This is a genomic window from Alienimonas californiensis (assembly GCF_007743815.1).
GTDB lineage: Bacteria > Planctomycetota > Planctomycetia > Planctomycetales > Planctomycetaceae > Alienimonas > Alienimonas californiensis.
Map to the genome: position 1 here is coordinate 3,135,679 of NZ_CP036265.1, position 23,431 is coordinate 3,159,109.

Here is a 23,431-nt window from a genome sequence, read left to right on the forward strand (position 1 = left end):
GCACGGTGGGCGACGTGCTGACTTCCCTCCCGACGGGCAGGCGACGGCCCGCAGAGGGACTTGCCGGCCGTTCGACGTTTCGCCGACCGCCGCGGAGGCTCTTGGCCGGCGCCGCCGCTCGCCGGTACCGTGGAGAGGTGCGGCACCGGCGACGGCTCCGACGCATTTGAGACCAACCCGAAGAGAGCGACGTATGGCGCCGCGTTCCTGCGACCGATCCCAAACCGGTCCGCAGCCGCGGACGTTTCGTCGGAGGGGCAGGCTCCTCGCGGCGGTCGCGGCGCTCGTCTGCACCGTCTCGGCGAACGGGGTCGTCGCGGGTCCGCCGGACAGTCCGACGGCCGGCGGGCCGACGGAGGAACAGGCCGCGGCGGGCGGTCCGGCGGCGGCGCCGGTCGACTTCGCTCATCAGGTCGTGCCCGTGCTGCGTCGGCACTGCGCCGCCTGCCACGGCGGCGGCGAGGCGAAGGGCGGGTTCTCCATCGACACCCGCGAGCGTTTCCTCGAAGGGGGCATGGCGGATCCCGGCAGCCCCGACTTCTCGCACTTCCTGACCTTCGTCGCCAGCCCCGACCCGGCCCTGATGATGCCGCCGCCGGAGAAGGGCCGCGTCCCGGCGGCCGACGCGGCCCTGCTGCGTCGGTGGGTGGAAGAGGGCATGCTGTGGGAGCCCGGGTTCCGGTTCGGCGAGCGGGCCTACGAGCCGCCGCTGCGTCCCCGGCGGGTCGCCCTGCCCCCGGCCGTCGACGGCCGCACGCACCCGATCGACCGGCTGATCGGCGCCGCGGACGTGCCGGCGTCCGAGCCGACGGACGACGCCACGTTCCTGCGTCGGGCGTCGCTCGATCTGGTCGGTCTGCTGCCGACCGCGGAGGAGGCGGAGGCGTTTCTCGCTAACCCGTCCCCCGACAAGCGGGAGCGGCTGGTCGACGACCTGCTGGCCCGCGAGATCGATTACGCCGATCACTGGATGACGTTCTGGAACGACCTGCTGCGGAACGACTACGCGGGGACCGGGTTCATCACGGGGGGCCGCACGCAGATCAGCGGGTGGCTCTATCGGGCCCTGCGCGAGAACAGGCCGTACGACGCGATGGTCCGCGAACTGGTCGCCCCCGCCGACGAGACCAGCGCCGGGTTCATCAACGGCATCGAATGGCGGGGTACGGTCAGCGCCGGGCAGACGCTGCCGATCCAGTTCTCGCAGAGCGTGTCGCAGTCGATGCTGGGTATTAATATGAAGTGCGCCTCCTGCCACGACAGTTTCATCGACCGGTGGACGCTCGCCGACGCCTACGGGCTGGCGGCGATCTACTCCGAGAAGCCCCTCGAGCTGTACCGCTGCGACCAGCCGACCGGGCGGACGGCCGGTCCGGCGTGGCCGTTCCCGGAGATCGGCCAGATCGACGGCGACGCCCCCCGCGACGAACGGCTGAAGCAGCTCGGCGACCTGCTGACGCACCCGGAGAACGGCCGCGTGCCGCGGACGATCGTCAACCGCCTGTGGGGCCAGCTGATGGGGCGGGGCGTCGTGCATCCGCTGGACGCGATGCAGACCGAGCCGTGGAACGCCGACCTGCTCGACTGGCTGGCCGCCGACTTCCAGGACCACGGCTACGACCTGAAGCGTACGCTCCGCCTGATCGCCACTTCGGAGGCTTATCAGAGCCGGTCGCTGCGGCTCGAATCCGACGACCCGCTGCCCCAGGCGGGGTCGGCCGTCCCGCTAGTCAAGCGGCTGACCGCCGAGCAGTTCGTCGACGCGGTCTGGCAACTGACCGGCACCGCCCCCGCCCAATACGACGCCCCCGTCGATCGTCGTCAGCTCCGTGACGACCCGCCCTCCGGCCCGGCCGAGGCGAGCCGTTGGGTCTGGCACGCCTCGGCGAACGGCGGCCCGCCGCCGGCGGGGGAGCAGGTCGTGCTGCGTCGGTCGTTCACCCCGCGCGGCCCGGTCAGGGCCGCCGTGCTGCTCGCGGCCGGCGACAACGCGATCAAGGCGGCCCTCAACGGGAGGAGCCTGCTGGAAGGGGACGACTACACACGCCTGGAGCGGGCGACGCTCTCCAAACTGCCCGCCGGCGAGAGCGAGATCGTGGTCCTCGGCCGAAACGGCGGGAGCGGGCCGAACCCGGCCGGCGTGTACGTCTCCCTCAGGATCCTCTACGAAGACGGCGGGACCGAACTGCTGGTGATCGACCCGACGTGGGAGGCGGCCCCGCTGGACGCCCCGGCCGCGTGGCCGATCAAACAGGAGACGCTCGCCGAGCTGGACTGGAGCCCCGCGGCGCCGGTCTCGCACCCGGCGTGGCAGGCGATCGACCCGCAGATCCGGGCCGAACGGCGGTTCGATCCGACCGAGCCGACGACGCGGGCGGCGCTGCTGGCGAGCGACCCGCTGATGCGATCCCTTGGTCGGCCGAACCGCGACCAGATCGTCACGTCGCGGCCGAGCGAGGTGTCGACCCTCGAAGCCCTGGACCTCAGCACGAGCGAGACGCTCGTCGCGAACCTGCGCGTCGGGGCGGAGCGAATGCTCGCGGCCTCCCCGCGGCCGTCGCACGTCGTCGACGACCTGTTCCTGTCGGCGCTGACCCGGCGGCCGACGGAGGAGGAGCGGGCGTTGATCCGGGATTACCTCGGGCCGGCCCCCGACGCGGACGCCCTGACGGACGTGATGTGGGCCCTGTTGATGAAGCCGGAGTTCCTGCTGATCCGTTAGCCGCCGCCCCGGGACCGCGGTTCAAGACGCGCCCGGACAGTTCGACCTTTCCCGACCCCGCCCGCCCGCCGTGACTCCGTTCATCGACCCGACCCTTCCCGAACCGATCGCCCGCCGGACGTTGCTGAAAGGGCTCGCCGCCGCGTCGGCGGTGGCGTGGGCGTCCGGGCCGGTCCGTCCGCTGCGGGCGGCGGATCAGGACGTCGAACAGCCTGAACCGAAGGCCGACGCCTGCATCCTGCTGTGGATGGCCGGCGGGATGGCCGCCCCGGAAACGTTCGATCCGAAGCGCTATGCCCCCTATTCGCAGGGGCTGGCGATGAAGGACGTGCTCAGCACCTTCCCCGCGATCCAGACGAGCGTCGACGGCGTGGAGTTCTGCGCCGGGCTGGTACGGATCGCCGGTGTGATGGACCGGGGGACGTTGATCCGCTCCGCGGTGCAGCCGGACCTCGGCAGCATCCTGCACTCGCGGCACCAATACCATTGGCACACCGGCTACGTGCCGCCGCAGACGGTCGCCTGCCCGCACCTCGGGGCCTGGCTGGCCAAGACGCTCGGGCCGCGGCGGGAGGTGATGCCGCCGTTCATCAACATCGGACAGCGGCTCGAGGGCGTCGGCGAGAAGGAAGAACTCAAGGCGTTCACCACCGCCGGCTTCTTCGGCAGCGAGTACGGCCCGCTGAACCTGCCGTTTCCGGAGCAGGCCGCCCGCTCCGTCCGCCCGCCGGCCGGCATGACCGGCGACCGCTACGCCCGCCGACAGCGGCTGTTCCGGGACCTCGTCGACCGCAGCCCGCAGCGGGACCGGATCAGCGAGGACAAACGCGACTCCCTGCTGCGGTCGATGGAGAACGCCCACCGCCTCATGAGTTCCAGGGAACGGGAGGCGTTCGACATCGAACGGGAGCCGGCCGACGTCCGCGCCGAATACGACACCGGACGGTTCGGCCGGGGCTGTTTGCTCGCCCGGCGGCTCGTGGAGAACGGAGCCCGGTTCGTCGAGGTGACGACCGAGTACGTGCCGTTCCTGCACTGGGACACGCACGACAACGGCCACGCGACGGCCGCGCGGATGCACGGCGAGATTGACCGGCCGGTCGCCCGGTTGATCCTCGACTTGGAGGAACGAGGCCTGCTCGACCGGACGCTGGTGATCCTGGCCTCGGAGTTCAGCCGGGACGCCCTCATGGAGGGGCAGCCCGGGTCGGACGCCCGGGACCAGTCGCGGGCGAAGGTCGACCGCATCACCGAAGAACGGCACTACGGCCTGCACCGCCACTTCACCGGCGGGAGCAGCGTGCTGATGTTCGGCGGCGGGATGAAACGCGGGTTCGCGTACGGCCGCACGGCCGACGAACGGCCGCTCGTCGCGGTCGAGAACCCCGTCTCCGTGATGGACCTGCACGCCACGATCATGACCGCGATGGGCGTCAGCCCGAAGACGGGGTACGAGGTCGAGGGGCGGCCGTTCTACGTGACCGAGGACGGCGCCGGTCGCGCGGTCGACGCCCTCTTCGCCTGACGCCCCGGCCGGGCCGGCAGACCGGACGAGGTTTCGTTCCCCCCCTCGCTTGACGGCCGACCGCTGGAAGGTCGATCACTACGGGGCTCGGCACGTCAACGACGGTCCGTGCCCGCGGACCCGCCGCGGGCAATCAACAGGAAGAGCACGATGAACGCCGTCGAGATCGAGGAGGCCGTCGAGGCGTTGGTCGCCAAGCCGTTCGAGCCGGAGGAGTTCCCCTACGACTTTCTCGCCGCGTTCGGGAACAAGCCGACCGCGATCAAGCGGCTGCGGAAGGGAGCCAGCAACAAGACGGACGTGCCGGGGGCCGTCCTGTACCGCAACAACGTGCACCTGAAGACCTGCGGCGAGGGGGAGGCGACGGAGACGCTCGCCGCCCTCGCCGCCAGCCCCGCGGCGAAGAAGCAGAAGGCGAAGTACGCACTCGCCACCGACGGCGTGACCGTCGAGGCCCAGCGGCTCGGCGACGGGGCGGTGCTGGCCTGCGACTTCGACACGCTGCACCACGAGTTCACGTTCTTCCTGCCGCTGGCCGGCATCACGACCGTCCAGCAGATCCCCGAGAGCGAGGTCGACGTCAAGGCGACCGTGCAGTTCGGCGCGGCAAGGGGGGCGACGAACAGGTCGTCGCGGGTGATGGCGCTGAAGACGTTTCAATCCACGCCCCCGCGAGGGGGGCGACGGTCAAACAGGGGCCGGGCCTTCGCCCGCTGGTAGTTTCAATCCACGCCCCCGGTGAAGGGGGCGACCGCCCCGATCGGCGGACGTCGCCGGCCCGCCGCACGTTTCAATCCACGCCCCCGGTGAAGGGGGCGACGCCCTGGCGGTCGCTGCCCCGGCCCCCGCCGCGGCGTTTCAATCCACGCCCCCGGTGAAGGGGGCGACGCTTCGATCGCGAGGATCAGGCTCCGGAGGGCGGTGTTTCAATCCACGCCCCCGGTGAAGGGGGCGACCTTCCAGTTCCCGCCGCATCCGTTCCGACAGCGGGTTTCAATCCACGCCCCCGGTGAAGGGGGCGACCGACCCGCTCCTCGATGCCGTGCTCCTTCGTGACGTTTCAATCCACGCCCCCGGTGAAGGGGGCGACGGGCGGGGCGGCGATTCGTGCCCGAGCCGTGGCAGGTTTCAATCCACGCCCCCGGTGAAGGGGGCGACTTGGGCGAACCAGTCGTAGTCGTCGCTGGGGATGTTTCAATCCACGCCCCCGGTGAAGGGGGCGACGGCCAAGCGGCGGGAGACGGCCACAGGAGCAACGTGTTTCAATCCACGCCCCCGGTGAAGGGGGCGACACAACTGCCGCGGGTCGTCCACATACTCCCGGCCGTTTCAATCCACGCCCCCGGTGAAGGGGGCGACCCCCGGCCCGGGGAAGCGGCTGACCGTGCGGGACGTTTCAATCCACGCCCCCGGTGAAGGGGGCGACCCGACCGCAACGAGCGATCGGGGCAACGCCGTAGGTTTCAATCCACGCCCCCGGTGAAGGGGGCGACGCCGCGACGGTCACGCCGTCCGAGCGGGTCCAGTTTCAATCCACGCCCCCGGTGAAGGGGGCGACGCCAGACGAACGGGCCTTGCGTCGCGCTGCCAATGTTTCAATCCACGCCCCCGGTGAAGGGGGCGACCGCCGGTCACGCCTTGGCGTACGTCGGACAGGGCGTTTCAATCCACGCCCCCGGTGAAGGGGGCGACGGTCCGGGCTCGGGTGGGGATGGTGTGGGGGAAGGCGTTTCAATCCACGCCCCCGGTGAAGGGGGCGACGACTCGCTGCCGGGCGAGGGGGGGCACGGATGACGTTTCAATCCACGCCCCCGGTGAAGGGGGCGACGCCGCTTCTTCTACGGCGGCAGCGGCCACCATACCGGTTTCAATCCACGCCCCCGGTGAAGGGGGCGACCCCGCAGGCCGGCGTGACCTACGCGATCGGCTACGACGTTTCAATCCACGCCCCCGGTGAAGGGGGCGACGATCTCCGCCGTCCGGCCCCATGCCGTGCAGCTCAAGTTTCAATCCACGCCCCCGGTGAAGGGGGCGACAAATCAGCCCGGCGCTGCCCACCGCACAGTTGATGTTTCAATCCACGCCCCCGGTGAAGGGGGCGACTGTCGCTGCGGCGGGCTTCGTCCCGGTACTCCTCGTTTCAATCCACGCCCCCGGTGAAGGGGGCGACTGGGCGCCCTCGGCGCCCTGCCGGAAGGCAAGAAGTTTCAATCCACGCCCCCGGTGAAGGGGGCGACGTTAGAGGGGGAGTCAGGCGGGCTGGTCGGCGAGGTTTCAATCCACGCCCCCGGTGAAGGGGGCGACGTCATATTGGTCTTCCCTTTGCGGGTCGTGTTGGTTTCAATCCACGCCCCCGGTGAAGGGGGCGACTCGTCCCGATCGACCTGTTCCCCGAACTGGGCGTGTTTCAATCCACGCCCCCGGTGAAGGGGGCGACGGCGGAAGCCGCTGGGGCACGACGTTGCCAACGCGTTTCAATCCACGCCCCCGGTGAAGGGGGCGACGCGGAGCGACGATACCCGCCGCCGGCCGGGCTTGTTTCAATCCACGCCCCCGGTGAAGGGGGCGACAGCCGAACGCCAGCAGCAGCGAGAGCGTGATGACGTTTTAATCCACGCCCCCGGTGAAGGGGGCGACGTCGGGGCGTAATACATCCAGCCGGTCCCCTCGATGTTTCAATCCACGCCCCCGGTGAAGGGGGCGACGCGGCTGGTGCTGCTGTACCTGTCGGACGTGGTGTTTCAATCCACGCCCCCGGTGAAGGGGGCGACAAGACGGCCCAGGCGTACGCGGGCCGGTTCAGAGTTTCAATCCACGCCCCCGGTGAAGGGGGCGACGGGCGACCGTCAGTTCCACCACCGGCGTGACGGGGTTTCAATCCACGCCCCCGGTGAAGGGGGCGACCGTGACGGGCATTGGGGTTTCCCGGGGGTTCGTGGTTTCAATCCACGCCCCCGGTGAAGGGGGCGACCGAGGCGGACGGGTGGAAGTTCCTGCTGACGCCGGGGTTTCAATCCACGCCCCCGGTGAAGGGGGCGACGTTCCCCCGGGCCGGGAGGATCGACGGGAAGGTGTTTCAATCCACGCCCCCGGTGAAGGGGGCGACCTGGCGCAGCTCCCGTTAAACCTGTATCGCCGGACCGTTTCAATCCACGCCCCCGGTGAAGGGGGCGACCGCAGCCCCGGCGGCCCCCACGGTGAGGACGAACCGCAGGTTTCAATCCACGCCCCCGGTGAAGGGGGCGACCCTCGGCAACCTAGCTCTTGACGACACAGCAGTTCCAGCGGCCGGGGCCGCGAACCCCGCCGATCGTCAGGGTCGGCGGGCGAACGTCGGAGCGACTGTTCATCCATCGTCTTGTCAGAGAACGCACTTGCGCCGATCGCGAACCTCCCAGGGACAGGGCGGACGCTTCGGGTTCGCGGAGTGCCGGCCCGCGGCCGGCGGCGCCGTCGCAGCGTCTCACACGATCAGCGGACCGTCCACGTCGTACCCCGGCTTCGCCCCGTGGTGCTCCACCTTGCTCTGCCAGTTCCTCCCCAGCCGATAGAACCGCAGGCTGTCGGTCGCCGGGTCGATCAGCGCCAACAACTCCGCCCGCAGCGTCGCCCAGATCGCCGGGTCGACCTTCATCTCGAACACGCTGTTCTGCACCCGCTGGCCGCGGTTCTCGCAGGCCTTCGACACCTGCCGCAGCCGCTTCTTTCCCCCATCCGTGACGGTCGAAACGTCGTAGGTCACCAGCACGTACATGGCTTGCAGACGGGAGGCGGAAAGTTAAAAGCGGAACGTTGGAGGGGGGGGAGACGAGAATTATTTCCAGAGCAGCGGGGGCCAGACGTCGAGGTCGCCCCGTAGATGCCGGGCGAGCAGGCGGGCCTGGAGGTGAACCAGCAACCCCGCCGTCACCTTCTCGCCCAGGAACGGGTGGGTGACGGTCTCCTGCTTCTTGGCCTGCCAGGCCGTGAGGACCGTCTTGCGGGTGGCCTCGTCCATGGTCACGGCGCCGGTCTCGGAGATCGTGAACCCGCCGGGCCGGACCTGTCGGCGGTTGATCAGGGTGAGGGCCGTGCGGTCCGCCAGCAGGGGGCGGAACTCCTCGATCAGGTCCAGGGCGAGGCCGGGCCGGCCCGGGCGGTCGCGGTGCAGGAAGCCGACCTGGCAGTCCAGCCCGCAGCTCTCGGCGGCGCTTTTGGCGTCGTGCGTCAGCATCGCGTACAGGAACGAGAGCAGGGCGTTGACCGCGTCCCGCGGCGGGCGGCGGGAGCGACCGGCGAACGTGAACGCCGGGTCGCCCGCCAGCAGGTCGCCGAAGGCGGCGAAGTAGGTGCGGGCCGCCTCCCCCTCCACGCCGCGGAGCGTGTCCGTGGCTCCCTCTGCCCCGTCGTGCCCGGCCCGGCGGGCGCCGTGCAGGTTCGTCTCCAGCCGGCGGGCGGCGTCCCGCAGGCGTTCGGCTCGCTCGGCGTCCGGGGCGTCGCGGGCGGCCCGCAGCAGGACCTGCCGGCAGTTCGAGACCTTGCCGAGCACCGCCGAGCGGGCGATCGCCAGCGTGGCGGCGGGGTCGTCGGCGGCCCGGTACTGGGCCCGGCGGAGCAGCACGTTGCCGGGGGTGAAGCCCACCACCCGCGCCCGCAGCCGGCCGTGCTCCGAGAGGAACGAGACGCTGACCCCCGCCTCCGCCGCCGCCCCGAGCAGTTGCGGGCTGGCGCCGACCCGGCCGAAGCAGCAGATGCCGTCCAGGTTGTGCAGCGGCACGCGGAGCTTCGTCTCCTTCCGTCCGGTCGGCTCGCCGGCCGCGTCCAGCCCGTCCGCCCGCACCGCGACCGCCGCCCCGTCCTGCGCCAGGTACGTGCCGTCGGTAGTCACGAACAGCGTATTGAGATGCTCCTTCATGCGGCCTCCCGATCGAGCGTGTTGAGCCGCCGGTCGATCCAGGCCGCGGCCGAGCGGCCGGCGGCGACCTGGGGCAGGCAGAGTTTCACTAGCGAGCAGTTCGGGCAGCGGGCGTCGTTGACCGCCGGCGGGGTCTCGCCGGAGGCGAGCAGCGCGTGCAGGCGGGCCACCGCCCGCCGGGTGAGGTCGCGGAGGGCGCCGTCGATCGGTACGTCGGTGCGGCGGCGGGTCTGGCCGTAGAACAGCCGGCCCTCGGGCACCTCCACGCCCAGCATCTCCTCCAGGCAGAGTGCTTGGGCACACAGTTGCACCCGGTCGCAGTCGCCCCACTCCGGCGAGGTCTTCGACCGGCCGCGTTTATATTCCACCGGCAGCACGCCCCACCCGACCAGCGGCGGCCCTGGCCCCGACGCGGCGGCCCGGACGGTCTCGGCGATCGGCCCGTGAAAGGCCTCGAGCGGCGTGAACTCGACCACGTCGGATTTGCCGACGAGGTTCAGCGCCTCGCTCCGCATGTCCAGTCCCCGGGCGACGCGGACTCCCCCATGCGTCTCCGGTCCGGCCTCGTGGGCGTTCTCGTGCAGCACGGTCCCCTCCGCCGTCAGCCGGTTCTCCGCCCACAGCCCCTCGGTGTGAATGAGAGCGCACTGTCGCTCGCAGAACACGAGGTGTTGGAGAGCGGAGATCGGGAGGGGCTCGGGCATCGGATCAGATCAACTCCTCCACCGTCACCCCAACGGGGAGGTCAGCGAGGTCCACGGCAATCTGCGGCTCGTAGTCCTCGAACCGCCGTGGCGGCGTCTCGCGGGCGGAGTCGGCGAGGCCGGGGGTCTTCACCCGGGAGAACAGCTTGTGGGCCGGGGCGTTGCCGAGGGCGCTGTCGTGCTTGAAGGCGATCAGCCGCCGGGCGGTCATCTGGCCGCGGGCGGCGGAGCGGTCGTACTCGAACATCTGCTCCAATGATTTCCACAGCAGGGCGAGATCGTCGTCGCCGAAGCCCGTCTGCTCCGCGAGGTGCGGGTTTACGAAGCCGTGGGCCCGGTACAGGCCGTAGGGCAGCGTGAACTTGCGGCCCATCGTGCGATTGTCGCCGGACTGCTTCTCGGCCTCCGCCTCGGTCGTGACGGCGCAGCGGGTGACGGCGTGTTCCAGCGTGACGACCGGGTCCACGCTGCGTGCGAAGGTGAGCTGCACCGGGCCACGCACCTGCCCGCAGTTCACCCCGGTGGTCATCACGGCGCCGAAGGTGCGGACGTCATAGAAATTCCCGCACATCCAGTCTTTCAGGCGGGCGGCCTCCCCGTCAGTTCGCTTCTTCGCCTTAGGGTCGAGGTCGCAGGCGACGTACGCCCGTTCGTGCTGGGCGTTCAGCACGGCCTTCTCCTTGACGTAAATCTCGTGGGGCGGCGTCTCCCCATGCACCAGGCCGACGTAGTTGCGGATCTTCCGTTTGAGGCAGACATCGGTGACCAGCCCCGCGCCCGTCTCCGGATCGATTCGCGGCAGGTTGCCGGCGTCCGGGTCGCCGTTGGGATTTCCGTCCGTGACGTCGAACAGGAAGACGAAGTCGTAGCGGTGCATGGAAGCTTGGGTGCGTTGTAGAGAGAACGAACTGGAGGGGCCGAAGGGGAATCGTCGGCAGCGTCAGTCGGCGGCGACGGCCGTCTCGGCGGCGGCTTCGCGGTCGGCCTTCGACAAAAACAGGTCTTGCCGCTGGTGGTAATAACCCACGGCGAACAGCCCCTGGTCCGGCAGCGGAAGATGGCGGGGGAAGCCGTCGAGGCGGCCGACGATCTCCTGAACGCGGCGTTCATGGGCGACCTTGTGACCTGCGTTCTCCAGCTTGGCGGCGTGGTGCTGGCTCATGCGGACCAGCCGCGGGAACACCGACGCCGGCGTCGCGGAGGCCGCCCCGAAGTATCGATCCTTAATCGTCGCGTTGACGTTCGGGAACGCGTCGCTTTGCACCTTCTCCAGCGCCGCGAACAGGCGGCCGAGGTGATAGGCCGGCTCCGGCCGATCGGGGTCGAGGGCCACGGGCAGTTCTTTCGCGAGGGGAGAGGAACGGCGGGCTCGAAACTCTCGGTTCAAGCAAGCCTTGAGGGCGCCGGCCCGCACGCCGCGGACGTCGCGGTCGGCCCGGGTGCGGCGGACGAGGGCGGCGAGAAACGCCCGGGGGTACGGCGCGCCGTTCAGCAGGGCCGAGAGCAGCCCCGCGGACAACAACGGGGAAATCTCCTTCGTTTCCCGGGCGGTCTGGATCTGCAACCGCCAGAGGCTCGGCAACTCCGGCTCCTTGTCGTTCCGTGGCCGAATGATCTTGAGGTCTGCGAAGTGCCGATGGGCGTTGCGGACCAACTCGCCCAGCGTGCCCTGCGTCCAGAACCGCACGCTCAGGCGGGCGGCGTTGGGGGAGAGGCCGAGCAGATAGAACAGCGTCGCTGGGTCGCCCCACTCCGGGGGGCATTCGCCGGATTTCAGGGCGGCGAGCGCCGCGGCGACCTGCCCCGCCGTCTCGTCGTCTTCGGTGGGCGGGTCCAGCGCGAGGCCGAGGAAGTTCTCCGCCGGGCTGGGGCGTTCCGTCCAGAACACGACCGTCGCGTCGCCGACCTGCACGCGGCGGCCGCCGTCGCGGTCCAGCAGGCGGTTCAGGGCGACGGCGTACTGAAACGCCGCTGCCTCGCCCACCGGTGCGTTCGCGCCCTGCTCCCGGCCGTACGACTCGGTCGATTTAAGGTTGAAGCCGACGAGGACGGCTCCCTTTGACTTCGCCCCGAGAACGCCTTTGATCTCCGGCTCATGGGTTCTCGCGATCGGCCCAACCTCGCCGGTGACAAGGCATTGCGCGATCCCCCCACCCGAGTTTTGATCCTCAGCCCCGCTTTCCCACCACGTCTTGACCGCAGGCCGTTCATGTACGTGTTGCTTCTCGCCCACGAGATGAAACACGCCGAATCCGTGTGCCACGTCCGCGAGCTCTGGGCAGAGCCGATTCGCGTCAGACGGCACCCAGGTTTCCAAGAATCGGACAACGGCCGAAAACCCTTCGTCGTTCAGTTCGTCTTCCAATGCGACGTGCCGGTCCCCGAAGGCGGCGAAAGTCTTTAGCGTCCGCTTAGGGTTAGTATCATCTGGTTTGTAGCCGAGCATGTACCCGCCGTTGTCCCAAAGGAAACCAGGGTTCATGCCCACGCCGGGTTTCTTTGTCTGCCCCGGGACAACCATCAACTCCGGCGTCCGCTTCTTGCCCTTCACCTCCCCCAGTGGCTCGATGCCGACCAGCGTCCCGTCCGGCCTGAGGTTCACCCGGAAGGCGATCTTCTGTCGGCTGTACCCGGCGGGGATGACGCCCGATTTCGGGTCGTTTTCCAGCCGTTGATAATACTGTTGCAAGGCGGCGAGAATCACGGAGCGTCCCCTTCCGCAGCGACGGCGACGTCCGGCTGCGGCGTGCGTCTGGGCGGCGGTTCGAGCCAGTCGGGGTAGGGCACGTCGATCACGCCGTCGGTCATCGTCGGTCGATAAAAACGCGGCTCCATGCCGTTGTGAAAGTCGAGGTCGTGCAGCATCCAGCCGAGATCCTTTTCGCCCCGCAGTTCCTCCGGGACCGGCGGGAGGTCGGCGAGGTCGGCCGGCTCGAAATCGCAGGCGAACTCTCGCGTGCCGAGGTACGGCCGGTGAAAGCACTGCCCCTTCTCCGCCCGGCGGGCGAACATCGCGGCGTGCTTTTGGGCGTTGTCGGCCCCGCCGAGCACCTCGAAGCGGGCCTCGATGACGTAGTCCACGTCCCGCAGCAGCGTGGCGGCCCGCTGTTGGCGGTCGTCTTCAATGTTCAGGCCGAGCCGGCCGGTCCCGCTCTTCATCGCGGCCCCGACGCCGAATTTTCCTTTGGTCGGGATCTTGGAGGCGACCTCGTTCCGCCGTACCGTCGTGAACTTGATCGGCTTGAGCGCCCGCAGCCGGGTGACGATCCAGCGGATCTCCGGCTTCCAATAGATCGCTTCCAGTACGCCGCGAGCGCCGGAGGGGGTGAGCACATCGTAGGAGACCCGCTCCGCCTTCATCTCCGGCCTAGTCCAGCAGGCGAAGTCGCCCCAGACGCGGAGGGCGACGGATTGGGGATCGGGCGGAGTCCCGGACGGGGGCGCGGCGGGCGGATCGGCCATCGGCGGGCTCCAGATGTATGACAGATGCACAGTGGTGACGGGCGCACAGTAGTGCAATCGGGAACGGATCGCGTCGAGGGCCACCCTGAAGGAGAAGAGCCTCCCCCGCTTACGCTCAAACCACCAACGTCCCCGGTTCGTACCAGCCCGGCTGGTCCGGGCGGAGGCCGAGGGCGGCGTCGTACAGGTCCGGGTTCGCCAGCACGGCGAAGCCCTCGAAGTCGGTCGCGGCGTACAGCCGTTCCACGTCGCCGCTTTGGACCAGCGCCGCAAAGTTGCGGTCGTGCACCCCCACCGCGTACCGACGCAGCTTGCGGAGCAGTCGGCGGTCCGGCGGGTGGCGCCGCAACCGCTCGATCAGGCGTTCGCCCTCCGCCCCCCACGGGACGAACACCGGCGTGGCTTCGTCCGGGATCATCCGGAACCGCTCGTCGGCCGTGGCGTAGTCCGCCAGCGGGGCGAGGTCGTTGGCGAGCTTGAAGCAAGGCAGCACGGGCTTCTCAGCGTCCCAGTCGCCGCGGCGGCCTTTCCTTGCCCAGAGATGTAGCTCGAAGAACGTGCGAACAGCATCGGGCGAGAGGAGATCTGAATAGTCGCCCGTCGCGATCACTTCCAGGGTCCTATGCGCAGCACTGGCCAGCAGGCCCGGCGGGGCGGGGCGGTCCGGCTCGAACAGCGTCAGCACGCCCTCCGCCGGCTCCCCGTCCGGACCGAGGAGTCGCCCCTCCCGGTTGCAGCGGCCGGCGGCCTGGGCGGCGCTGTCTAGGCCGCACAGGGCTCGGAACACCGCCGGGAAGTCCACGTCCACGCCCGCCTCGATCAACTGCGTGCTCACGACCCGGCAGGGCTCGCCCTCGGCTAGCCGACGGCGGATCTCTGCGAACCGCTCCGCCCGGTGCGCGGCGCACAGGTTCGTGCTGAGGTGGATCAGTCCCTCGGCATCGTCCCCCAACTCGCTCCGCGTCGCCTCGAACAACTCCCGGGCGTGCGGGCGGCTGTTCACGACGCACAGGACCTGGGGTTCGGCCGCGAGGCGTTCGGCGAGCGCCACGTCCGGCAGCGGGCCGACCCATTCGCACCGCACCCGCCGCATCGCCGCGTGCAGCGCCGCCGGGGCGGGGACGATCTCTCGCACCGGGGCGGGTCGACCGTCCGTGAGATTCTCCAGACCGATCGAAAACTCCTCCCGCTTCTCCAACGCCGGCTGGGTGGCGGTGCAGAGGACGACCGTGCAGCCGTAGACCTCGACCAGTTCGCTCAGCGCCCGCAGGCAGGGGGCGAGCAGGTCCGGCGGCAGGGTCTGGGCCTCGTCCAGGACGATCACCGAGCCCGCCAGCCGGTGCAGCTTGCGACAGGCCGCCTTCCGTGCGGCGAATAGGCTCTCGAAGAGCTGCACGTTCGTGGTGACGACCAGCGGGGCGTCCCAGTTCTCCGCGGCCAACCGGGCGGTCAGGGAGTCGCCCTCCGGATCGCGGGCGGAGTGGTGTTCCAAGACGATCTCCGCAGTCCGCTCCTCCCCGAAGGCCGGGGCGAACACGTCCCGGTACACGCCGGCCGTCTGCTCGATGACGGAGGTGAACGGAATCGCCGTCACCACCCGCCGCAGGCCGTGCCGGGCCGCGTGCCGTAGGGAGAACGCCAGCGAGGCCAGCGTCTTTCCCCCGCCGGTCGGCACCGACAGCGAGAAGAACCCCGGCGGCCGATCGGCCGCCTTCCGGCAGGCGGCGAGAACCTCCGCCCGCCGGGCGTTGACCGGAGTGGACGGCGCGGCGGCGGCGAGGTGAGCGAGATGGGCGTCGAGGATCGCGGCCAAGTCTCCCATCGACGGCGCCGCGGCGCCGTTCGGCCGGGCGGCGGACGTGACCCGGTCGCCGAACCGCTCGGATTCCAGCGAATCCGCGTCGCACAGCGCGGAGAACAGCATCCGCCCGAGGAACGCCAGCCGGAAGGCGAGACGGTCCCGGTCCTGCGCGGCGGCGTCGCGGCGCAGCGCCGCCGCCAGCGCCGGCGGGAAGGCGTCCAGTTGCGGGGCGGCGAGCGCCGGCGGGGCGGCCCGCTCTGTGGCCGGGGCGGCGGACCAGTCGGGCACCGACTTCCGCAGTCGATCCGCCAACGCGGTACGGCCGGCGGTCTTCGCCTGAGCGTCCGCCAGCCCCGCGTGGTGCCCCGCGATCGCGTAGGCCAGCAGCCGGCCGGCAGGCCCGGGCAGCGTCCCGGCGGCATGCTGCGCCCCGGCGGTCGCGTGATCGACTTGGGACGGCGTCACGAGGTGATCTTGGAACTCCCGCGAGTACTTGCCCAGATCGTGCCACCGCCCCGCCGCTTCGCCCCAGGCCGCCGCCCCGTAGGCGTCGGCGAACCCCGCGGCCCGAGCGGCGACCGCGGCGAGGTGATCGGGAAGCCGCTCCCAGACCGATTGCGGCTGGCCGTCGACGCTGCGGGAGAAAAACATCTGAAGCTCTTCAAGCCGTTCAGCGTCGCGCCGCCCTGGCGGGAGAGCAGCCGGCCGTGGAGGGCGAAGCGGACGGCGGGGGCGGCGTCGGCCACGAGACAGTCCAAGAACTGCTGTACGCCCGACACGCTATCGGCGGCCCGAGCCCGCCGCACGCCCACCCGGGACAGCCGGCGGGAGGGTGCGCCTCACAAGGAACACTCGGCGGGGCCGTCATCCTGTCTCACCCCACCTCCCGCATCACCCGCTCGGCGGCGGCGAGGTCGCGTTCGGCGTAGATCTCGCTGGTCCCGGTGTCGCTGTGCCCCAGCACGGTGCGGGTCAGCTCGATGCCGTACTGCATCTGGTATGAGGTGACGCGGGTGTGGTGGAGTTGGTGGCCTGTGGAGCGGCAGGCGAGTTCAAGCAATGTTCTGAGCCTCCGAAACGGCATCCGCTCCCCGTTTGCGAGACCTGCACCGGCTTCGCCTTTTCAGCCGGCGACGCCCGGAGAGCTGGACGGCTCTTGGAATGGGCGCCTCGGCGGGATACGCTTGCTTCGCGGTGGTTCGGGCGTTCGGGACAGTGCCTCATAAGTGCCTCCATGTGGCGCCACAGCGGCCGACATGATTGCCACACGGCGACACACCGCCCCGGCCGCATCGCTCCTCGCGATAACCACTTGCGACCGTTTTTGCCCTTGTTGCACAGGATTTGCTGACCGGTGCCTCCCCGGATTTAGGATCCGGTCCTTCACAGGGTGCAGGTTCGAGTCCTGTCAGCCCCATTTTTGGGTTCTCGCGCGGTCGGTCCTGTCCTTCGTTCCCGTCGCCTCTCTTCGAGGGAGTTCGCCTGAGTGTCCATCGGTCCGATTACGCTGATCCTGAACGGGCGGGCGGCGGTGGACGAGCGGCTCCGTGAGGCGGTCGGCAGCCTGCGGAACGCCGGCTTCCAAGTGGACGTGCGCGTCTGCTGGGAGCAGGGCGACCCGGCCCGCTACGCCCGGCAGGTCGCCCAGGCCCACGCCGCCCACCGCAGGGAGAACCCGGACGCCGCCCGCAACGCGGTGATCGCCGCCGCCGGGGGCGACGGCACCCTCAACGAGGTCGCCGCCGCCCTGGTCGAGTGCGGCGGAGACGGCAAGACCGACGAAAGCGGGCCGATCCTCGCGGTGGTGCCCTACGGCACCGCCAACGACTTCGCCACCGCCGCCGGCCTGCCGGTCGACGATCCGCCCCGCTGCCTGCTGCAAATTCCCGACCTGTCCTGCCACCTGGCCGACGTCGGCCGCCTGAACGGACGCCCGTTCCTCAACGCCGCCAGCGCCGGCTACGCCGCCCGGGTGACCACCGAGGCCGACCCGATGGTCAAGAAGCTGCTCGGCGGCATGGCCTATTGGTGGACGGGGCTGAAAAACCTCTCCGACACCGTCGGCGCCGAGGTCGCCGTCACCGCCGACGACGATCGCTGGCACGGCCGGGTGCTGGCCGTGGTGGTCGGCAACGGCCGCTACGCCGGCGGCGGCATCGCCGTCACCCCCCACGCCCGCATCGACGACGGCAAGCTGGAGGTGACGATCGTGCCGGAGGTCGGCATCGCCGGCTATAAGCACCTCTACGACGATCTGCTCGCGGTCGGGGAGGGACGGGACCCCACCGTCCTCACCGTCGGCCGGGCCGAGACGGTGACCATCGAAGCGGACGAACCGATCCAGGTGAACCTCGACGGCGAACCGCTGACCGATCGCCTGCTGAAGTTCGACGTGCTCCACAAGGCGATTCGGGTGCTGCTCCCCGCGACCTCCCCCCTGCTGAGCCCCCCGCCGCAGCCGGACGCCGGTGACGCCCGGGGCGCGGGCAACGAGCGGGACGCGGGCGCCGGGCGGGGCTGATCTGTGTCGGCTGACCGCGTGTGGGAGGCGCTCGGCGCGTTCGCGGATCGAAACTCCACCGTGCTTTCGATCGCGGCGGGATTCAGCCTCCTGGCGTTTGTCGGCGGGCTGCTCGCCTTGCCGTGGCTGGTCGCCGCCATTCCGGAGGACTACTTCGTCGGGGACCGTCGCCCCGTGCCGGTCTCCCGCCGCACTGGTCGGCCGCGTCATCCGGCGGTGGTCTGGAGCGCCCGCATCGGGAAGAACGTCGCCGGGGGCACGCTGATCCTCGCCGGGGTCGCCATGCTGGTGCTGCCCGGACAGGGCGTGTTGACGATCCTCGCCGGCGTGGTGCTCACCGACATGCCCGGCAAACGGCGGCTGGAACGGGCGATCGTGCGGCGGTCGCTCGTGCTCCGGGCGCTCAACGCCCTCCGCCGTCGCCGCGGCGTCGGGCCGCTGCGGGTCGACTGACCGGCGGCGTCGCCCTCGAGAACGCCGGCCGCCCGGTTCGTCAGTACCGCATCATCAGGGACGCGAACCACCCGCCGCGGTTCTCGTCGCCCAGATTCAGCTTGTCGTAGCCGGTGCGGAGTTCCGCGGAGCCCAGCACCCAGCCGCCCTCAACCCGCCAGCGGAAGAGTTCGTCGCCCTCGATCGCCCCGTAATCGATCTCGAAGCCCGCCGTCGCCGGGCCGAGGAGGTTCGCGTCGAGGGCGATCGTGGCCTGCGGGCCGAAGACGGTTTCGCCGGCGTCGTCGTGGACCCACGCGGCGCCGAGGCCGGTGCGCATCGTGCCGCGGGGATGGCTCACGACTTGGGCGACGAGGTTCACGTCGCCGGTGTAGTACTTGCCGCCGAAGCGTTCGCCGGGGGCGGCGGGGTCGTCGGAGTCCCAGATGTAGGCCTCCGTGTCCAACGCCGCCCGCAGCCAGGTGGTCGCCACCAACTGGCCCCCGAAGCGGGTGGTGTCGTCGAAGTCGGACCAGGCGTCGAACCGCAGTCGGCCCCGGCTGGCCAGCGCCCGGCCCAGCGCGGACGTTTCGTGGAACACCAGCCCCCCCTGATCCGGCGCCAGGAGCGCGACCGGGCCGCGTCGCTCCTCGGCGGGCGATCCGAACACGTCGGGCAGCCAATCGGGGCGGCGCCAGAAGGAGTTCGGGGCGTCGTCCCCGGGTCCGGGCGCCGGCGGGGCCAGCAGGTCGAAGGGGAGCGCGTCGACCCACGAGCCGTCCGCCGCCGACTCTGCTTCCCCCTCGGCCAACGCGAGCAGGTCGATCGGCCGGTCCGCAAGCTCCGCCCGTGCGACGGGCGCAACGAACCCCAGCGTGGCGCAGACCGCCACGAGGTGAACCAGCGGGGGCGGGCGCAGACGGATGGGGCGAGTCTCCGCGGAGGCGAACCAATCGGTCGGACACCCTAGGACGAATCGCTCCGAGGCGCACAGATCAACCGACCGCTTCTGGACCGGGACCGGCGCCCCCGGTCAGTTCAGGTTCCACGCCTTGCTTTCCACCCCCGGAACGCCCCCGCGCGTCGCCGTTCTGCCGTTCGCTCCGCCGCCGCCCTTCCGTCGTGTCGGCGGGCGCTGGGCGACCCCGGGCGGCCGGGGCCGCCGAGTTGGGCGGCGAACTGCGGATCGCTCACGAGCGCGGCCGCGACACGGCGCTGCTCGACGGCGTGCTGGCTTTTCAGTTGAAGAAATGGCGTTTCGCACGGCTTGAGACGCCCCCGAGAGCCGGGCGACGCGGCCGGGCCGGGATCGGGGCGCCGCCCACATCGCCGCGGCGGCGGCGAACGGCGCCGCCCCGCGGGGTGTCGGCCGCGTACACTGGAGGCGGGCGGTGAGTTTCGCTCGCCGCCCGTCCCCCGCCGACCTCCCCCACAAAGGGCCCGGATGCTGTTGCAAAGCTGGCTGGATCGTCTGCGGCAGGACTTCGCGCATTTCGCCCCGAACTGGGCGGAGGCGACGGGGTTCGGTCGTTCCCTGAAACCCGCCGTGGCGCCGGCTTGGAGCGGCGCCCCCGGTGACGTTCGCCGTCGCGGCGGCCGTCGCTCCCGTCGCCGAGTCTCCGTGGAGCCGGTCGCGGCAACGGACTGGCGGCCGCGACAGCGCCTTGCCTGACGAAGCAGCTCTCGGAGCCGCCCGTTCGGGCGAACGGTTCGCCGCATCGCGTGGGTTCTGCGGGCCGACCGCCCCCGCGGCGGGTTGCCGGACCGGGTTGTACCGCAGGGCTGGAGCGGGGCGGGTCGATGAAAAGCGACGTCCCGTCCCGTTCGAGAGGCGTCTGCCCGTGTTCGTCGAGCGTCCGTCGACCGATCGCCGGGCGGCTCCGCGTCGCGTACACGCCCGGCCGACCGGGGCTCCGTCGGGAGCGTTCCCCCGTCAAATGCTGCGGACCGCGAAGGTCGCGCTGGCGGCGGGCGCCGTCGTCGCCGTCACGCTGGCGGTTCTGCCCTCCCCGCCGGCGTCGGAGGAGTTTCAGGTCGCCTTCGCCGACTGGCGCCGCGGCGGGGCCTGGTACGTCGACGACGGCCGCGGCCGACCGGCCCCCGCCGCGGAGCCTGTCGTTCCCGTCAGTCCGACCCCCGCCGGGCCGCTGATGATTGCGGACGGGGGCGCCGCTCCGTCGACGTCGACCGGGCCGGTCGGGCGATTGGCCCACCTGCCGTCGACCGCCGGCGGCCGGCTCACGGACGTCTCCTCGGCGCCCCTCGGAACGAGTCGGCCGCGGGGCGAACGGGAGGACCGGGGCGCCGACGCCGCGCCGGTCCGGGACGGCATGGCGGAGTACGGGCCGCTGACGCCCCCGCCGACGTTCGCCGACACGCCCGCGGACGACGCACCAACCGCTTGGCCGACCGAGTTCCCGCTGCTCTCCCCGCAGCCGCCGGACGCCGACGATCGACAGACGCGGCGGGAGATCCTGGAGGAGTTACGGGGACTGCGTGAGGAGGTCCGCGGGCTGACCGAGCGTTGGCGGCAGCTTCGCGCCCCGCTCGGCGACACTCCGGCGGAAGTCGGGGCGGACGCGCCGTAGCGGCTCAGCGGGTCGGTCGGGCGTACCGCTCGATCGTCCCGCGGTATTCCGGCCGCGACCGCCATTCGTCCAGGAACGGGGCGTACTCCGGCGAGGCGGCCCACTGCCGCGGCTCAGCGGTCGCGGGGATCGCGTCCGGGCCGTAATCCCTCCCCGCGGCGCTGGCGTCCACCTCCGCGGACCACCGCTCGAACGCCTCCGCCAACCGGCTGACATCGGCGGGGCGCTCGGCGGCGAGGTCCCGCGATTCGGTCGGGTCGTTCGCCAGGTCGTACAACTCCCAACGTCGGCCGCGGTTGGCCGGCTGGTTGCGGCGGGATGCGAGCAGCTTCCAATCCCCGTCGACCCAGGCGACGGAGCCCATTTGCCGAAAGCCCAGCGGGCTCGGCCGCTGCCACTCCGGCGCCGCCCCAGAGAGCAGGGGGAGCAGGTTCACTCCATCCAGCGGGCGCTCCGGCGGGGCGACGCCGACGGCGGCGCACACCGTCGGCAGGATGTCGCTGGTGACGGTCAGGGCCTCGGAGACGCGGCCCGGCTCGATCGCCGCGGGCCACTCCACGATCGCCGGGACCCGCAGGCCGCCCTCGTAGATCGTGCCCTTATTGCCCCGCAGCGGGGCGACGGGGGACGGTTCGATCCGCGGTAGGCCGCCGTTGTCGCTGCAGAACCACAGCAGCGTGTTCTCCGCGAAGCCCGCCTCCCGCAGCCCGGCCCGCAGGGCGCCGACGCTGCGGTCCATCGCGGCGATCTCGGCGTGATGGTTCTGTGAGCTCTTCTCCAAGTCGGCGAAGGGGGCGGCGTCCTCGTCGCTCGCCACGAACGGGCTGTGCGGGGAGCCGTACCAGACGACCGCGAAGAACGGCTCCTCCGCCGCGGCCCGCTGTCGGATGAACGTGAGGGCCTCGGCGACGATCACCTCGGAGGAGTCGCCGGCGAACTGCTCGATCGCTCCGCCGCGGCTCATCAGCGGGTCGTGGTCGAAGAAATTGGTGACACTCAGCCATGTTTCGAACCCGAAGTTGCCGGGGCTGAGCGGGTCGTCCTCCAAGATCGGCACGCCGGGGCCGCGGAAGCCGTCGAGGTGCCACTTGCCGAAGTGCCCGGTGGCGTAGCCGGCGTCCCGCAGCAGTTGGGCGAGGGTGATTTCGTTGGGGTTGAGCGGGTAGCCGTGCTCCAGCACGCCGGTGCGGTCGTTGGTGCGGCCGGTCAGCACGCTGGCCCGGGTCGGGGAGCAGGTGAAGGCCGCGGAACGGAACCCGTCCAGCCGCAACCCGTTGGCCGCCATCGCGTTCAGGTGCGGCGTCTGGAGGACCGGGTGCGGTTCGTCCCGCAGGCCGATCGGATAGCCGACCTGGGCGAAGCCGAGGTCGTCCGCCATCACCAGCACCACGCCCCGCGGGGGCTGGACCGAGGCGGCGTCCGGTGCTGGCGGGTTGGCACCGAGAACCCAGGCGGCGGCGAGGAGGGCGGCGGGACTCATCAAGCGGCTCCGAAGCGTGCGGACGCGGCGATGCTACCGACGCCTGCGGTTCGTTGCCGCCCCGTAGGGACTCCGCCGCGAATGGGGTATGACCCCGGCATGCCCGAGCCGCCCACCCCCGCCGCCCCGGCGACCGCCGCCGAGTTCGCCATCGCCCCGCCGGCGGCGCCCGCGCTGCCGGGCGTCCCCCCGCGGGGGGACGGTTCCTCGCACGCCGGGCCGCCGCTGACCGACCCGGTGACCGCCCACCTGCGGACCGACTACGCCCGGCTGCCGGCCGAGGGCACCGTCGGCGAGGCCCTGGCGGCGGTGCGGAAGAACCCGCCGAAGCACACGGTCATCTACTTCTACGCAGTGCGGCCGGACGGCACGCTCGCCGGCGTGGTGCCGACCCGGCGGCTGATCCTCGCCGAACCGGAGACCCCGCTGCTGGAGGTGGCATTCCTGCACCCGATCACGATCCCCGCCGCCGCGACCGTCGAGGACGCCTGCGAGTTCTTCATTCTCCACCGCCTGCTGGCGTTCCCGGTCGTCGAGCCGGGCGGCCGGCTGCTGGGGGTGATCGACGTGAATCTTTACACGAACGAACTGGTGGACCTCGCGGAAGGGGACGCCAAGGAGCTGACGAACGACCTGTTCCAGTTGGTCGGCGTGCACCTGGAGGCGGTCCGCAGCAGCGAGCGGGCGGGGGGGATGGCGGCGGCGTTCTCCCCGCTCAAGACGCGGTTCCCCTGGCTGCTGACGAACGTCGCCGGCGGGCTGACGGCAGCGTTTCTCACCGGGATGTTCGAGGCGGAACTGCAGAAGGCCGTCGCGTTGGCCCTGTTCATTCCCGTCGTGCTGGCCTTGGCCGAAAGCGTGGCGATCCAGTCCGTCAGTCTCTCCCTGCCGGCGCTGCGGAGCGGCCGGCCGGGGTGGCGGGCGGTGTGGCGACGGACCCGCAGCGAGGCGGTCGGCGGGCTGGTGCTGGGCGTGGCCTGCGGGCTGCTGATCGCCGGGGCCGGCGCCGTCTGGCTGGGGCCTGGAGACGTGACGTGGTGCCTGCTGGGCGGGGTCGCCGGCGGGGTGACCTGGGCCGCGGCGGTGGGGGCGGCGGTGCCGAACCTGCTCCGCCGGGTGCACCCGGACCCGCACGTCGCCAGCGGCCCGATCGTGCTGGCGACGACGGACCTGGGCGCCCTGCTGATCTACCTCTCCCTGGCCCGCGCACTGCTGTGATGTGAAGAGGAGGCCCGATTCTCGGGGCGACGCCCGCCGATCACGCTTGCGGTTTCGCGGTGCCAGACGGCTTTTAGGTGCCGC

The 23,431-nt window shown here is 71.1% G+C and carries 16 protein-coding genes, 1 tRNA gene, 1 pseudogene and 1 CRISPR repeat array; of the genes and pseudogenes, 8 read left to right on the forward strand and 10 right to left on the reverse strand.

Going from position 1 to position 23,431, the window contains the following annotated elements; translation table 11 throughout:
* The first annotated feature begins 193 nt into the window (after window positions 1-193).
* The 3 genes and pseudogenes from CA12_RS12410 to CA12_RS23255 form a co-directional block, all read left to right on the forward strand.
* Window positions 194-2,722, forward strand: coding sequence for a DUF1549 domain-containing protein (locus CA12_RS12410; protein WP_145359234.1), 2,529 nt, complete (start codon window positions 194-196; stop codon window positions 2,720-2,722).
* Between the two features lie 70 nt (window positions 2,723-2,792).
* Complete coding sequence (locus tag CA12_RS12415) at window positions 2,793-4,247, forward strand: DUF1501 domain-containing protein (RefSeq protein ID WP_145359235.1); 1,455 nt, start codon at window positions 2,793-2,795, stop codon at window positions 4,245-4,247.
* A 150-nt stretch (window positions 4,248-4,397) separates the two neighbouring features.
* Window positions 4,398-4,838 (forward strand): annotated as a pseudogene (locus tag CA12_RS23255) (type IIL restriction-modification enzyme MmeI); the annotation flags it as partial.
* A 128-nt stretch (window positions 4,839-4,966) separates the two neighbouring features.
* Window positions 4,967-7,494: a CRISPR direct-repeat array (repeat unit 33 nt; unit sequence GTTTCAATCCACGCCCCCGGTGAAGGGGGCGAC).
* Window positions 7,495-7,710: 216 nt separating this feature from the next.
* On the opposite strand, the gene cas2 reads toward CA12_RS23255, so the two are convergent.
* The 8 genes from cas2 to CA12_RS12460 form a co-directional block, all read right to left on the reverse strand.
* Window positions 7,711-8,001, reverse strand: a complete 291-nt coding sequence (gene cas2 / locus CA12_RS12425; protein ID WP_145359237.1) for a CRISPR-associated endonuclease Cas2 — start codon at window positions 7,999-8,001, stop codon at window positions 7,711-7,713.
* Between the two features lie 60 nt (window positions 8,002-8,061).
* Window positions 8,062-9,141 (reverse strand): type I-C CRISPR-associated endonuclease Cas1c, encoded by a 1,080-nt coding sequence (cas1c, locus tag CA12_RS12430; protein WP_145359238.1) that lies wholly within the window; start codon window positions 9,139-9,141, stop codon window positions 8,062-8,064.
* A complete protein-coding gene (gene cas4, locus CA12_RS12435; RefSeq protein WP_145359239.1) occupies window positions 9,138-9,845 on the reverse strand; it encodes a CRISPR-associated protein Cas4 in 708 nt (235 codons plus the stop codon). Before cas4 ends, cas1c begins: the two co-directional genes overlap by 4 nt.
* 4 nt (window positions 9,846-9,849) lie before the next feature.
* On the reverse strand, window positions 9,850-10,722 hold the full coding sequence (gene cas7c, locus CA12_RS12440) for a type I-C CRISPR-associated protein Cas7/Csd2 (RefSeq protein ID WP_145359240.1): 873 nt from the start codon (window positions 10,720-10,722) through the stop codon (window positions 9,850-9,852).
* Between the two features lie 63 nt (window positions 10,723-10,785).
* On the reverse strand, window positions 10,786-12,549 hold the full coding sequence (gene cas8c, locus CA12_RS12445; protein ID WP_145359241.1) for a type I-C CRISPR-associated protein Cas8c/Csd1: 1,764 nt from the start codon (window positions 12,547-12,549) through the stop codon (window positions 10,786-10,788).
* Window positions 12,546-13,307, reverse strand: a complete 762-nt coding sequence (gene cas5c, locus CA12_RS12450; RefSeq protein ID WP_145359242.1) for a type I-C CRISPR-associated protein Cas5c — start codon at window positions 13,305-13,307, stop codon at window positions 12,546-12,548. Before cas5c ends, cas8c begins: the two co-directional genes overlap by 4 nt.
* Before the next feature lie 115 nt (window positions 13,308-13,422).
* A complete protein-coding gene (locus CA12_RS12455; RefSeq protein ID WP_145359243.1) occupies window positions 13,423-15,759 on the reverse strand; it encodes a CRISPR-associated endonuclease Cas3'' in 2,337 nt (778 codons plus the stop codon).
* A gap of 223 nt (window positions 15,760-15,982) precedes the next feature.
* Complete coding sequence (locus CA12_RS12460; RefSeq protein ID WP_145359244.1) at window positions 15,983-16,168, reverse strand: site-specific integrase; 186 nt, start codon at window positions 16,166-16,168, stop codon at window positions 15,983-15,985.
* 286 nt (window positions 16,169-16,454) lie between these two features.
* On the opposite strand from CA12_RS12460, the gene CA12_RS22085 reads away from it, so the two are divergent.
* The 3 genes from CA12_RS22085 (at window position 16,455) to CA12_RS12470 (ending at window position 18,082) form a co-directional block, all read left to right on the forward strand.
* A tRNA-OTHER gene (locus CA12_RS22085) sits at window positions 16,455-16,525 on the forward strand.
* A 69-nt stretch (window positions 16,526-16,594) separates the two neighbouring features.
* Window positions 16,595-17,629, forward strand: a complete 1,035-nt coding sequence (locus CA12_RS12465; RefSeq protein ID WP_145359245.1) for a YegS/Rv2252/BmrU family lipid kinase — start codon at window positions 16,595-16,597, stop codon at window positions 17,627-17,629.
* 60 nt (window positions 17,630-17,689) lie between these two features.
* The gene (locus CA12_RS12470) at window positions 17,690-18,082 is read left to right on the forward strand and encodes a PGPGW domain-containing protein (protein WP_207621969.1); all 393 of its coding nucleotides are present in this window, start codon (window positions 17,690-17,692) and stop codon (window positions 18,080-18,082) included.
* 40 nt (window positions 18,083-18,122) lie between these two features.
* Here the strand turns inward: CA12_RS12470 and CA12_RS12475 are convergent, their stop codons facing one another.
* Window positions 18,123-18,953, reverse strand: a complete 831-nt coding sequence (locus tag CA12_RS12475; RefSeq protein WP_145359246.1) for a hypothetical protein — start codon at window positions 18,951-18,953, stop codon at window positions 18,123-18,125.
* A gap of 1,045 nt (window positions 18,954-19,998) precedes the next feature.
* Here CA12_RS12475 and CA12_RS12480 point away from each other — a divergent pair.
* Window positions 19,999-20,649, forward strand: a complete 651-nt coding sequence (locus CA12_RS12480) for a flagellar protein FliT (RefSeq protein ID WP_145359247.1) — start codon at window positions 19,999-20,001, stop codon at window positions 20,647-20,649.
* A gap of 4 nt (window positions 20,650-20,653) precedes the next feature.
* On the opposite strand, the gene CA12_RS12485 is transcribed toward CA12_RS12480, so the two are convergent.
* The gene (locus CA12_RS12485; protein ID WP_145359248.1) at window positions 20,654-22,129 is read right to left on the reverse strand and encodes a sulfatase family protein; all 1,476 of its coding nucleotides are present in this window, start codon (window positions 22,127-22,129) and stop codon (window positions 20,654-20,656) included.
* Window positions 22,130-22,228: 99 nt separating this feature from the next.
* Between CA12_RS12485 and CA12_RS12490 the strand changes: the two genes are divergently transcribed.
* Window positions 22,229-23,347, forward strand: a complete 1,119-nt coding sequence (locus CA12_RS12490; protein ID WP_165700719.1) for a magnesium transporter — start codon at window positions 22,229-22,231, stop codon at window positions 23,345-23,347.
* The last annotated feature ends 84 nt before the right edge of the window (window positions 23,348-23,431 follow it).

Coding starts and splice junctions, on each gene's coding strand:
- cas5c (WP_145359242.1), bottom strand. CDS start 13,307: ATGGCCGATCCGCCCGCCGCGCCCCCGTCCGGGACTCCGCCCGATCCC.
- CA12_RS12480 (WP_145359247.1), top strand. CDS start 19,999: ATGCTGCGGACCGCGAAGGTCGCGCTGGCGGCGGGCGCCGTCGTCGCC.
- cas2 (WP_145359237.1), bottom strand. CDS start 8,001: ATGTACGTGCTGGTGACCTACGACGTTTCGACCGTCACGGATGGGGGA.
- CA12_RS12410 (WP_145359234.1), top strand. CDS start 194: ATGGCGCCGCGTTCCTGCGACCGATCCCAAACCGGTCCGCAGCCGCGG.
- CA12_RS12490 (WP_165700719.1), top strand. CDS start 22,229: ATGCCCGAGCCGCCCACCCCCGCCGCCCCGGCGACCGCCGCCGAGTTC.
- CA12_RS12485 (WP_145359248.1), bottom strand. CDS start 22,129: ATGAGTCCCGCCGCCCTCCTCGCCGCCGCCTGGGTTCTCGGTGCCAAC.
- CA12_RS12455 (WP_145359243.1), bottom strand. CDS start 15,759: ATGTTTTTCTCCCGCAGCGTCGACGGCCAGCCGCAATCGGTCTGGGAG.
- cas1c (WP_145359238.1), bottom strand. CDS start 9,141: ATGAAGGAGCATCTCAATACGCTGTTCGTGACTACCGACGGCACGTAC.
- cas4 (WP_145359239.1), bottom strand. CDS start 9,845: ATGCCCGAGCCCCTCCCGATCTCCGCTCTCCAACACCTCGTGTTCTGC.
- cas7c (WP_145359240.1), bottom strand. CDS start 10,722: ATGCACCGCTACGACTTCGTCTTCCTGTTCGACGTCACGGACGGAAAT.